The organism is Paenibacillus sp. RC73 (genome assembly GCF_044908085.1).
GTDB lineage: Bacteria > Bacillota > Bacilli > Paenibacillales > Paenibacillaceae > Paenibacillus > Paenibacillus terrae_A.
The window spans coordinates 284643-296649 of the sequence record NZ_JBIYCV010000003.1; the positions used below are offsets into that span (position 1 = coordinate 284643).

At 50.5% G+C, this 12007-nt stretch carries 10 protein-coding genes and 1 riboswitch; of the genes, 8 read left to right on the forward strand and 2 right to left on the reverse strand.

Going from position 1 to position 12007, the window contains the following annotated elements; translation table 11 throughout:
- Positions 1-165: 165 nt before the first annotated feature.
- Both ABH897_RS08145 and ABH897_RS08150 read right to left on the reverse strand, forming a co-directional pair.
- Positions 166-1365: a glycoside hydrolase family 130 protein gene (locus tag ABH897_RS08145; RefSeq protein ID WP_404591576.1), complete on the reverse strand. Its 1200-nt coding sequence runs from the start codon at positions 1363-1365 to the stop codon at positions 166-168.
- Positions 1362-2537: an AGE family epimerase/isomerase gene (locus ABH897_RS08150; protein WP_404591578.1), complete on the reverse strand. Its 1176-nt coding sequence runs from the start codon at positions 2535-2537 to the stop codon at positions 1362-1364. The genes ABH897_RS08145 and ABH897_RS08150 overlap by 4 nt, the downstream gene beginning before the upstream one ends.
- Before the next feature lie 322 nt (positions 2538-2859).
- On the opposite strand from ABH897_RS08150, the gene ABH897_RS08155 reads away from it, so the two are divergent.
- From ABH897_RS08155 to abc-f, 8 genes are all read left to right on the forward strand, one after another.
- Positions 2860-4182, forward strand: coding sequence for an ABC transporter substrate-binding protein (locus ABH897_RS08155; protein ID WP_404591580.1), 1323 nt, complete (start codon positions 2860-2862; stop codon positions 4180-4182).
- A gap of 67 nt (positions 4183-4249) precedes the next feature.
- Positions 4250-5134, forward strand: a complete 885-nt coding sequence (locus tag ABH897_RS08160) for a carbohydrate ABC transporter permease (protein ID WP_404591582.1) — start codon at positions 4250-4252, stop codon at positions 5132-5134.
- 2 nt (positions 5135-5136) lie between these two features.
- Positions 5137-5970: a carbohydrate ABC transporter permease gene (locus tag ABH897_RS08165; protein WP_404591584.1), complete on the forward strand. Its 834-nt coding sequence runs from the start codon at positions 5137-5139 to the stop codon at positions 5968-5970.
- A 59-nt stretch (positions 5971-6029) separates the two neighbouring features.
- Complete coding sequence (locus ABH897_RS08170) at positions 6030-7079, forward strand: glycoside hydrolase family 130 protein (RefSeq protein WP_404591586.1); 1050 nt, start codon at positions 6030-6032, stop codon at positions 7077-7079.
- Between the two features lie 12 nt (positions 7080-7091).
- A complete protein-coding gene (locus tag ABH897_RS08175; RefSeq protein ID WP_404591588.1) occupies positions 7092-8051 on the forward strand; it encodes an acetylxylan esterase in 960 nt (319 codons plus the stop codon).
- Between the two features lie 56 nt (positions 8052-8107).
- Positions 8108-8207: riboswitch (purine riboswitch) on the forward strand.
- Positions 8208-8275: 68 nt separating this feature from the next.
- Positions 8276-9460 (forward strand): MFS transporter, encoded by a 1185-nt coding sequence (locus tag ABH897_RS08180; RefSeq protein WP_283653752.1) that lies wholly within the window; start codon positions 8276-8278, stop codon positions 9458-9460.
- Between the two features lie 80 nt (positions 9461-9540).
- Complete coding sequence (locus tag ABH897_RS08185; protein WP_170970742.1) at positions 9541-9684, forward strand: hypothetical protein; 144 nt, start codon at positions 9541-9543, stop codon at positions 9682-9684.
- A 106-nt stretch (positions 9685-9790) separates the two neighbouring features.
- Positions 9791-11893: a ribosomal protection-like ABC-F family protein gene (abc-f, locus tag ABH897_RS08190; RefSeq protein ID WP_404591590.1), complete on the forward strand. Its 2103-nt coding sequence runs from the start codon at positions 9791-9793 to the stop codon at positions 11891-11893.
- The last annotated feature ends 114 nt before the right edge of the window (positions 11894-12007 follow it).

The window sequence follows — 12007 nt, forward strand, 5'->3', positions numbered from 1 at the left end:
ACATCAGCAGCGTAGCCGCCCTATCGAGAAAAAATCAGCAGCATGGCTGCCCTGTAAACATAAAGATTAGCAGCATAGCTGCCCAGAGAACAACCATTAGCCTGCGGATAACAGTTGTTCTCTGGATAGTATACATGGTTCCGCAGGCAGGATAAAGCTTGCGGCTTATGTCCGCTGCGAAGAATGAGGGCGTGCTTGCAATAGCGCTTCATTCCGCTGAATCAGCTCACGTCGGACAGCGGCGCTGCCGAGTGAACGCAGTGGGTCAGGCGGTGTGTTGAACGTGTAGTCCTCCAAGCGGGCGACGGTCGTTGTTGCCACGTGGATACGGGTATCACTGGAGGCGTAGTAAATAAAGACTTCATTTTGCTCGTTAACCACTGCTCCATTGCAAAAAATAACGTTCGAGACATCCCCGACACGCTCTTCATCATAGGGGGCTATAAAATGCCCGCCGGGCTTGGCGATGACGCGCGAAGGGTCCTCCAGGCTGGTGGCAAAGGTGTACAGCACATATCGCAAACCAGCGGCGGTATTGCGTACGCCATGAGCGATATGAATCCAGCCGCGGCTGGTCTTGATCGGAGCGGGCCCTTGTCCGTTCTTGGCTTCGTACACTGTATGATAGCAGCGCTCGTCAATCACTGCTTCGCTCTCAATCACAGGCTGTGTAATATCCTCGCACAGACCGAAGGCAATGCCGCCGCCCGAGCCGGTGGAAATAAATCCGTCCTGCGGACGCGTGTAAAAGGCGTATTGGCCGTTCACGAATTCGGGGTGCAGGACAACGTTACGTTGTTGCGGTGATCGAGTGGAGATATTCGGTAGACGGGTCCATGTGCGAAGGTCGCGGGTGCGGACCAGTCCGGCCTGAGCGACAGCGCTGGAGGTGTCGTGTGCTGGTGCGTCAGGGTCCTTTTTCTCCGAACAATAAATGCCGTAGATCCAGCCATCCTCATGCTTCACCAGCCGCATATCGTACATGTTCGTTTCGTCCGGGTCGATATCGTCCCATATTAATGGAGCATCGATGAACCGGAACTGGTCAATACCGTTATCGCTCTCGGCCAGGGCAAAAAACGATTTCCGATCCAGCCCCTCGGTGCGGGAAACCAGAATATATTTGCCCTCATGATAGATCGCGCCAGGGTTTAGCGCTGCATTCACACCCAGACGCTCCATGAAAAACGGGTTCGTCTGCTCGTTCAAATCAAACCGCCAGTGCAGCGGGACGTGATGACGTGTGAGTACAGGGTAACGGTAGCGTTCGTAGATGCCATTGTAAAAGGTGGTGTTGACCTCATTCGGGCGTGTAATCAGTTCCTCTTGTTGCGCAAGCAGCTTATTGTATTGGGTATGAATCATTTCGTTCCCATCCTTTCCAGCATTTCGATGCAAAATCGGCTGTTGTGATAAGGGCATTTCCAAGGCCCAGCAACTTCTTTTGGATCAGGCTTGCCATCCGCTTGAACGGACCAGAACCATTCACCTCCAGGACGTGGATCTACGATATACTGCCGAGTGTAGGCCCACAAATCCCGTACAATCTGTAAGAAACGTTCGTCCTGTGTTCGTTGATACGCATTGTAAAAGCCGACGATTCCTTCTGCCTGTACCCACCATATGCGCGAGGTGTCTACCTGATCGCCTTCCCGTTCGTTGATCAGTGAACCATCTGGCTGAATAGCACGTTCGGCTACCGCATGGGCGATATCCACCATCATGTCTACATATTCCGGGGGATGGTGCCCCAGTACGTTCATAGCTTCCTCAATCAGCCAACTAGCTTCAATGTCGTGACCGTACGAGGTCAGGTCGAGCAGAGAGCGCCAGTCACTGTCGAAAAATACCCCCAACCGCCGGGCGGAAGCATCGTAAACACGACTGTATAAAATGTCCAGTACATTCGCCAGTGCATCTCGCACGCTTTTATCCGGCCATACGCGCAGTAATTGGGTATACGCTTCCAGAACATGAATATGTGTATTCATGGTGATATGCGCAGTAACCCCGTTTTCGCTGAGCAGCTCATTAGGCTGTGTGTTCCACATACGGTCAAATTGTTCACCGTATGCCTGGCGGGTGCGATCATATCCTTTTTGCTCCAGCAGGTGAAACAGCTCCTTAGCTAGTGGCAGTGCATCGGGGTCGCCCGTTGCCCGCGCATATTCGGACAAGGCATAAATGGCGAATGCCTGTGCATAGACGTGCTTGCATGTGTCGGCAAGACGGCCCGTATGATCTGCCATCCAGTACATTCCTCCATATACCGGGTCTATCAGGTGTTCTTGCAGAAACAGGAAAGCGTGTCGTGCGGCATCCTTATAGATGCGTTCCCCGGTCACACGGGCTGCCGCGGAGAATGACCAGAGTAACCGTGCAGTAGCAATCCCACCCTTGTTCGCCTCCGTATGGATGTGCAGATCGACATCCACCTCACCATAAAATCCACCATGCGCTTCATCCTTCAACCTTAGCCAGAACGGGAGTATATGATCCTTCCATTCCTGTCTGATCTCATGTAGCAACGTGTCCAAGAGGCAAAACCCTCCTTAGTAAATTATATTAGGTTATCGTTAACTTTATTTAAAATCATAATCACGTATTTCAAAGCTGTCAACTCTTCTGAAACATAACTGTTACCCCAAGGCTAATGGTTATGTTGCAGGGCAGCTGTGCTGCTATCGTTATTACTCTGGGTGGGAAGCACTGTCCGGATTGTATTGAAATTATGAAACTTTTATAGCTCTGCTTATATATTCACAAAATAATAAAATTGACATAGTAAGCGTTGTCATAATAAAATGATTTTGTTAGTTTAACGATAACCTTATTTCGAAAAGCAGGAGGGGTCGTTTTATGAAGTTGTCCAAGGTTTTGGTGCCGTTACTATCGGTGCTATTGTTAGCGGGGTTGTTTGCAGGTTGTGCCCCAAAGGGATCAGATACGCCAGCAGCCAGCTCTGATCCGAAGGATGTGGAGGGTGAAATCACGGTCATTACACAACGGACAGACATTGTGGATACGGTGTTTCAGGACTACGCCAAGGAATTTAACAAGCTTTATCCGAAGGTGAAGGTCAATTTTCAGGCATTAGCCGATTATGAGAGCCAAATTAAAATTCGGATGGGCACCAGGGATTACGGAGATGTTTTGCTTATTCCTACCAGCATTCCCATTGCAGAACTACCTGAATTTTTCGAACCACTGGGCACTTATGAGGAGATGAAAAGCAAGTATACCGGCATTGAAGAACGTATGGTGGACAATAATGTCTACGGTATTCCGGTAGCAATGACGTATTCCGGTGTGATTTATAACAAAAATGTGTTCAAGGATGCGGGGATCACGCAACTTCCTAAAACCCCGGATCAATTTTTGAAAGCGCTACTGCAGATTAAGGACAAAACCAAGGCAGTGCCGCTGTTTACGAACTATGCCTCCGGGTGGGCACTGACCCAGTGGGAAGCTGATTTGGCTACAGTGGCGGGTACGAAGGAATATGTGAATGTCACACAGCCGAGTACAGACGACAATTTCACGAAGGGTCAGCCTCACTATGAGCTGTATAAGATCATGTACGATGCCGCTAAAAATGGTCTGATTGAAAAAGACCCGACCACGACGGATTGGGAGACCTCCAAGGCGGATTTGGCTCAAGGCAAAATCGGTACGATGGTACTTGGCTCCTGGGCCATTGACCAGATCAAAAGCACAGCCACCAACAAGGATGATATCGGCTTTATGCCGTTTCCGACAAATGCCTCCAAGGTGCTTGTTCCGCTGGCAGGTGATTACAACCTCGGCATTAACGTAAACAGTGAAAATAAAGCAGCGGCCCGTGCCTGGGTGGACTGGTTTACTGACAAGTCCAACTATGCTGTAGAGCAGGCGGGCAGCATCAGTCCGCTGAAGGGTGCGGAATTGCCTGACATTCTGAAGCAATACGAAGATCAAGGAGTTGTCTTTGAAACGCTCACTCCTTCGCCAAAAGGACAGGAAGGGATTGTCAATAAAATCGACACAAAGGGAGAAATCGGTTTGTGGCAGCCGGACTTCAAGAAACGCATTATTGAGGCAGCGGTCGGTAACCGCCCGGAATCGTATGACACCATTATGAAGGATCTGAACGACGCATGGGTGAAGGCGCGTGCTGAAGTGGCTGCGAAGGAAGCCAAATAGTCATCTGAACTGACGATTAGAAAGGATCGACGTAGCAGTCGATGGACGGATAGCCAGGAGGTGCAGCATGTTTAAATTTTCGAATCTCAGCTACTCCAAACAAAGAATGGCGATTATTGCAGCCTTTTCATTTATTCCGCTGGCGCTGCTGGTCACTTTTGCGTACTTGCCAGTGATCAACATGTTCAAATACAGCTTTTCGGACTGGAACGGCTATAGTAAGCGTCTTGAATATGTGGGCTTTGAAAACTATATCAAAATCTTTACCGATCCCGAGTATTTCTCGGTGTTTAAGGTCAGTCTGTATTACTTTGTCGCTACGTTTGTACAGATGGGGCTGGCCCTTTATTTTGCAACCATTCTCAGCTTTCAAACCTGGTTTAAAAATGTATTTAAGGGCATTTTATTTTTCCCTTCCCTGATGAACGGGGTGGCCATTGGTTTTATTTTTCTGTTCTTCTTCAAGCCGGACGGCACGCTGGATACACTACTTCAGGCACTGGGGCTGGGTTCGTATATCAAGCTGTGGCTGGGCAACCCGGAGATTATCAATATTTCACTGGCTGGCACATCGATCTGGAGATACATGGGCTTTAACTTTATTGTGTTTCTCGGTGCGATTTCCTCCATATCAAGTGATCTGTATGAAGCGTCTGATATGGACGGGGCCAACCGCTGGCATCAGTTCCGGTACATTATTTTGCCAAGTATCAAACGGATTTTACAGCTGAATCTCATCCTGGCGATTAGCGGTGCGATCAGTGCATTCGATATTCCGTATATTATGACTGGCGGCTCCAATGGCAGTAAAACGTTCGTCATTCAGACGATTGACGTGGCGTTCAAGTACAGCAAGGTCGGTCTGGCCTCGGCGATGGCGGTTATTTTGCTGCTGATCGTGGTTGTAGTTACGCTGCTGCAACGTTTGCTGATTCGGGGAGAGGAGGATTAACCGTGTATATGCTGAAAAGAACGCTGGCGAACGGCATCAAGTATGCCGCGCTTTTGCTGGGTGCGTTCGTCGCACTGCTTCCGATTGTCGTGATTTTGTTTGCTTCCTTGAAGACGAAGGCTGAATATTCGGCAACCAGTCCTCTGACTCCCCCGGTGAACTGGTTCAATTGGGCGAACTACGCCAAAGCCTTTGTGAACGGCAACATGCTGACCGGATTTGTGAACACGGCCTTTATTCTGATCATTTCGATCATCGGCGCGACGTTGACCGGCTCTATGATCGCGTATATTTTGAATCGTTTTAAATTTAAAGGCAAAAGTCTCATGCTGGGTGCGTTTTTGCTCGCAACCCTCATTCCGGGGGTAACGACACAGGTATCGACATTCCAGATTATCAACAAGCTGGAACTGTTTAACACGCCTTGGGCAGCTATTTTGCTGTATTTGGGAACCGATATTATTGCGGTGTATATTTTTCTGCAATTTCTGGATTCCATTGCGGTGGCACTGGACGAATCGGCCATGTTGGATGGTGCCTCCTATCTGACCATCTACTGGCGCATTATTTTGCCCCTGCTCAAGCCCGCCATTGTGACGGTCATTATTATCAAAGGGGTTAATATTTACAACGATTTTTACACCCCGTTTCTGTATATGCCCAAAACAAGCCTTCAGGTCATTTCGACGGCGTTGTTCAAGTTTAAAGGGCCGTATGGCTCGCAATGGGAAGTGATCAGCGCGGGTATAATCATTGCTATTATTCCGACACTGATTGCATTTTTGTCATTACAAAAATATATCTATAACGGATTCGCGCAGGGCTCAGTGAAATAGAACAACGGTTTAATAGAAAATCAAAAAATCAAGTGTCTCGGTGAGAGGAGAGCATATGTATGAGTAAATTGAATGTGGATTTGGATGTAGGTAACGTACGAATTGTGGGAGACAGTCTGCCGGAAATGCCGTGGCAAGATAAGCCTGAAGGCAGTGAGGCTCCGGTATGGAGACATACTGAGAATCCGGTCATTGGACGCAATCTGGTGCCGGGCATTGCCCGTATTTTCAACAGTGCAGTAGCTCCGTATGAGGGGCGGTTTGTGGGGGTGTTTCGGGCGGAAACGATTAATGGACGCCCGCATTTGCATCTGGGCTGGAGTGACGACGGGTTGGCTTGGGACATTGAAACGGAACGCTTGCATTTGGTCGATGAGGAAGGGGACGATTACCAGCCTAATTATGCTTACGATCCGCGTCTGGTCCGAGTGGAGGACACATATTATATCATCTGGTGTACAGATTTTTACGGTGCGGCGTTGGGGATAGCGCAAACGAAGGATTTTAAAAACTTTGTACGATTGGAAAATCCGTTCCTGCCGTTTAATCGAAACGGTGTGCTATTACCCCGCAAATTAAACGGAAACTATGTGCTGCTATCCCGTCCGAGCGACAGCGGTCATACGCCGTTCGGCGATATTTTTCTCAGTGAAAGCCCAGATCTGGTGTATTGGGGCAAGCACCGTCATGTGATGAGCAAGGGCGGACAGGGCTGGTGGCAATCAGTGAAGATTGGCGGCGGACCGGCTCCGATCGAGACGACCGAGGGCTGGCTCATGTTCTACCACGGAGTGACGGGCACGTGCAATGGACTGGTATACAGCATGGGGGTAGCCGTTCTTGACCTGGATGACCCATCTAAGGTTAAATATCGTTCCTCCAATTTCGTGCTGACCCCGGAGGAATGGTACGAGGAACGTGGCTTTGTGCCAAACGTAGTGTTCCCGTGTGCTACGCTGCATGATGCCGACACCGGACGGATCGCGATCTATTATGGAGCCGCTGACACGTATGTAGGTGTCGCATACACGACAGTATCCGACATGATGAAGTATGTCATCGCAACGGATGAAGTGGTTGCAGACGACCATGAGTTGGGCCGGATGTAGGAGGGGACCTGAATGCCGGAGGACATGTCTTTACAGCAATTGCAGTCGTATATGGGCAGTAGCCCGAAGCCGCCGGATTTTGATGCGTACTGGGAACGGGCGCTACAGGAGCTGGAGCGGCAGCCGCTGGATTATATGCTGGAGCCAGCCGATTTTGTCTCTCCGCTGGTGGAGTGCTTTCATCTGTATTTTATAGGGGTAGGCGGAGCGAAGGTTCATGGAAAGCTCGTCCGACCCAAGCATAGTACGGAAAGAGGTCCTGCTTTAGCGATGTTTCACGGATATTCTTGTGACAGCGGCGATTGGTTCGATAAAGTGAGCTATGCCGCACACGGGTTCACCGTGCTGGCCATGGATTGCCGGGGGCAAGGCGGGCTGTCCGAGGACAACTTGCAGGTTCAGGGAACGACGATTCGCGGACATATCATCCGGGGGATCGACGACCCGAGCCCGGATCGGCTCTATTACCGCAATGTATTTTTGGATACCGTGCAGACGGTGCGCATTCTGATGTCAATGGAGCAGGTAGACCCTAATCGAATCGGCGCATTCGGTTGCTCCCAAGGGGGAGCATTGACGGTTGCCTGCGCAGCATTGGAGCCACGTGTACGTGTAGCGGTTCCGGTATATCCTTTCCTGTCGGACTATAAAAGAGCTTGGGCGCTGGATGCCACCACGTCTGCATATGAGGAGCTGGTGTATTATTTTCGCTGGTTCGATCCGAATCATGTGCGCGAGGAAGAGTTATTTCACCGATTAGGCTACATCGACATTCAACATTTGGCAGATCGTATTCGTGGTCGGGTGCTATTTGTGACGGGGCTGTCGGATACGATCTGCCCACCTTCCACACAATATGCGGTGTACAATAAAATCGCGTCGGACAAGGAAACGCTCCTGTATCACGAATACGGCCATGAATACTTACCATATCTGTCGGATCACGCCATGAGCGAATTTTTACAGCTTTAGGGGGTTGAACTTCGGGTTAGGCTCCTTTATAGTAATGTCTATAACCTTCGTGATGCGTGATCAATGAATGTCCCATTTGTATAACCTCAATAATATGGTTTGAGGGTCTCTACCAGGAACCGATAAATCCTGATTACAAAAAGTGTACGTCTTGTACATTTCTTGTGGTCAGGATTTTTTTGCGTATATCGAGGGATTTACATGACAGCAAAGGAGCTTATGTAATGAACTTTAAAGTAGTTATCTTAACGATTGCGACCTTTACGGTGGGACTGGTGGAGTTAATTATCGGCGGCGTCCTGCCCCAAATTGCGCAGGATTTGAATGTCTCCGTAAGCACGGCTGGACAGCTTATTATGATCTATGCACTTGTCTATGCTATCGCCGGGCCGACATTATTGGCGCTGACCGCCAGAATTGAACGAAAACGGCTGTATTTATGGTCGATGTTTATTTTTATTCTGGGAAGCCTGTTGGCCTTCTGGAGTCCGAATTATGCAGTCTTATTTATATCCCGTATCGTTACCGCCGCAAGTGGATCGCTGATTGTGACGTTATCGCTGACGATTGCCGTCAAAGTGGTGTCCAAGGCTTATCAGGCGCGGGTTCTTGGTGTGATCTCCATGGGGGTTAGCTCGTCCATCGTGCTAGGTATTCCAGCCGGGGTGCTGATTGGAAATGCGTTTGGCTGGCGGGTGCTGTTCCTGATTATCGCTGTATTGACGGTAGTTGCTATGCTCGTCATGAACTTGTTTATGGAGCGGATTCCGACGGAACATGTCGTGCCGATGCGCGAGCAACTGAAATCCTTGAAAAATGTGAAGGTGATTAGTGCGCATCTGGTGACTACGCTAACGTTGGCGGGTCATTACACACTGTATGCGTATTTCACTCCATTTATGGAGAATATGATGGGCTTGAACGCATCGTGGATTAGTGTCGCCTATTTTGTATTTGGACTTTCGGCTGTTGGGGGCGGTTTTATTGGCGGCTCTTTGGCGGATCGTTTTGGCACAGCGAAGAGTATTTTGATCATTGTGGGCGTATTTATCGCCGTGATGTTCTTGCTGCCATTCTCGGTTCACTCGATGTATGTATTTGCGCCGTTGCTGATCATCTGGGGAATATTGAGCTGGGCCTTGTCCCCGCCGATGCAGAGCTATCTCATCGAAAATGCCCCCGAATCAGGAAGTATTCAGCAAAGCTTCAATTTCTCTGCTCTCCAGATCGGGATTGCTCTCGGTTCAGCCTTGGGCGGTGCGGTAATTGAGAATAGTGAATCGGTTGCCACGAATGCATGGGTAGGCGGGGCTTTTGTGATTGTTGCTTTTGTATGTGGCGTATTTTCGATTACGAGAACCGGAGCATCGCAAGCCGTCAGAGGGCACGGGCACCAATCCATTTTATAGCTCGATACGGCATTCTCCTCTTTTATAAGGAGAGAAACTATGTTATACTACACGCAATTATGAAGAAGGAGGTGAGGTAGGTGAATCACGAGATGCTGAACAACCGTATTAGCCAGCTGCCGATTGCTATGGCTGGCATTATGCATACTTTTCCGTACAACGGGAGAAGTCTGTCCAATTTTAATCATACGGTTGTAAACATCGCGAGAAGACGCCTACCTTAACTCGAACGGATTGCTGTATCATCCAAAGAGTCGCGGGCTACTAGCTCCTGCGGCTCTTTTTGTGTTGCGCGGGTAAGGGTCTTCCTAAATAAAGGAGAGCCTGAACATGTATATCGTGAACGGTCAACAGTTGAAAAAATACCAAGGTGCCAATCTGATTCTGGACGGTGCATCGTTTGATATTCATACGGGGGAAAAGGTGGGACTCATCGGCCGCAACGGAAGCGGTAAAACCACCCTATTACGCCTAATCGCACGTTTGTCCCGCCCGGATGAAGGGCAGCTCGTCATCGCCAAGGATACGAAAATCGGCTATTTGCCGCAAATCCCGGCGGAGTTTGAACACTTGAGCGTGTATGAAACGCTGGCTTACGCCTATCGTGAGCTGAAGGATTGCCGCAATCAGATGAGCGAGCTGGAGCGTGAAATGTCCGATCCGGTAGTAGCTGCGGATGCAGATCGTTTGGAGAAGCTGCTGCAATCGTATGCCGCCTTGCAGGAACGGTTTGAGCGAAGCGGCGGCTATGAAATGGATGCGAATATCGATCAGGTAGCCGACGGGCTGCGTATCCCCAAAGCCATGTATACGCGCAGCTTTGGTTCGTTGTCCGGCGGGGAGAAAACGAAAATTGCACTCGCGTCCCAGTTGATTGGACGACCGGATCTGTTGCTGCTGGATGAGCCGACCAACCACTTGGATTTAAAAGGTCTGGAATGGCTGGAGCAATTTTTACAAGCCTATACGGGCGCGTGTGTTGTTGTATCACATGATCGTTATTTTCTGGATCGCGTTGCCGTCAAGATGATTGAGCTGGAGGATGGCGAGGCGTTTACGTATTATGCAAACTACAGTGGCTACGTCAAGGAGAAGGAAGAACGGCTGCTGCTGCAATTCGAGGACTACAAGGAACAGCAAAAGCGGATCAAGAAGATGAAAGAGGCCATTCGGCGTTTTGAAGAGTGGGGACGCAATGGGGATAACGAAAAGTTTTTTAAAAAAGCGAACTCGATCCGTAAAGCATTAGAGCGCATGGAGCTGGTGAAGCGGCCTGTACTGGACCCGCAAGGGGCTGAGTTTAATTTGAGACTGGAGGACCGTTCGGGCCGGCGCGTGCTGCATTTCGAAGAAATCGTCAAAGCCTATGGAGAGCGCCAGATATTAAAAGGGGCTACAGGCAGTCTGGAGTTTGGTGAAAAGGTGGCGCTGCTGGGAGATAACGGTTCGGGAAAAACGACGCTGCTCAAGCTGCTGCTCGGTCAGGAGAGTGCGGATGCAGGCATGGTGCAATGGGGCGCACGCGTGGAGTATGGATATTTGGCGCAGCAGGAAAGAGAGCGGGACAGTCGTGCGACCGTGCTTGTGTACTTCAAGGAAGAAGCGGGTGTGGAGGAAGGCGAGGCACGAGGGCTGCTGGCGAAGTATTTGTTCTACGGAGCAGATGTGTTTAAGCCTGTTAGCATGCTGTCCGGTGGAGAATGGTCCCGCTTGCGGCTGGCGTTGCTGGTCATGAAAAAGCCGAACTTGCTGGTGCTGGATGAGCCGACCAACCATTTGGACATCGACTCACGCGAGGCGTTGGAGGAAGCGCTGGACAGTTACACGGGAACCGTGCTGGCGATTTCGCACGACCGTTATTTTGTGAACAAGCTGGCTGGGCGCGTCTGGGAGCTGGAGGACGGAAAGCTGGCCTCTTATCTGGGCGGCTTCGATGAATACCAGGCGAAGAAGCGGGAACTGGAACACGCCCGCTTCCTGAGCACAGGAGATGCCGGGGCACGCACGGCATCCGGAAGCAGAGCCGCTGCAGGTGGCGGCTCTGGCTTGGGCGGGGCTGCATCTGTCAGTGCAGCCAGCAACAGAACGTCTTCGGCTGCGCGGACAGGAGCGCCTGCCGAAGACGATGCTAGCCGCACGCGTCCGGGTGCGGCAGGTCGTTTAGACACGCCCGCCGCAGGGGGCGGGTCGTCCGCTGGCACGGGGGCACGCGGAGCGAAGGCCGCGAAGCCGTCCCGCACGCCCGCCGTATCCAGCGAGCGGCTGGAGCAGGCGATTGCCGCCAAGGAAGTGGAATTGGCGGCGGCGGATGCCGAGCTGGAGCAGCTTGGCACAAGCAGCGACACGATGCGCATGGCGGAGCTGTGGGACGCGCGTGAACGACTGCAAGCGGAGCTGGACACGCTGCTCGGCGAGTGGATTGAACTGGAGTAGTTGACAGGCTAGTTACTAAATAGACAACGGTTTATTTTATATAGAGGGTGGCCCTGAGGTAGAACGTTTACTGAAGGGCTACCCTCATCATTTTATTTTACATAAAGAAAGTTG

Bases quoted from the DNA above. Each gene is read 5' to 3' on its own strand.
- ABH897_RS08145 (WP_404591576.1), bottom strand. From the start codon at position 1,365: ATGATTCATACCCAATACAATAAGCTGCTTGCGCAACAAGAGGAACTG.
- abc-f (WP_404591590.1), top strand. From the start codon at position 9,791: ATGTATATCGTGAACGGTCAACAGTTGAAAAAATACCAAGGTGCCAAT.
- ABH897_RS08175 (WP_404591588.1), top strand. From the start codon at position 7,092: ATGCCGGAGGACATGTCTTTACAGCAATTGCAGTCGTATATGGGCAGT.
- ABH897_RS08180 (WP_283653752.1), top strand. From the start codon at position 8,276: ATGAACTTTAAAGTAGTTATCTTAACGATTGCGACCTTTACGGTGGGA.
- ABH897_RS08155 (WP_404591580.1), top strand. From the start codon at position 2,860: ATGAAGTTGTCCAAGGTTTTGGTGCCGTTACTATCGGTGCTATTGTTA.
- ABH897_RS08160 (WP_404591582.1), top strand. From the start codon at position 4,250: ATGTTTAAATTTTCGAATCTCAGCTACTCCAAACAAAGAATGGCGATT.
- ABH897_RS08170 (WP_404591586.1), top strand. From the start codon at position 6,030: ATGAGTAAATTGAATGTGGATTTGGATGTAGGTAACGTACGAATTGTG.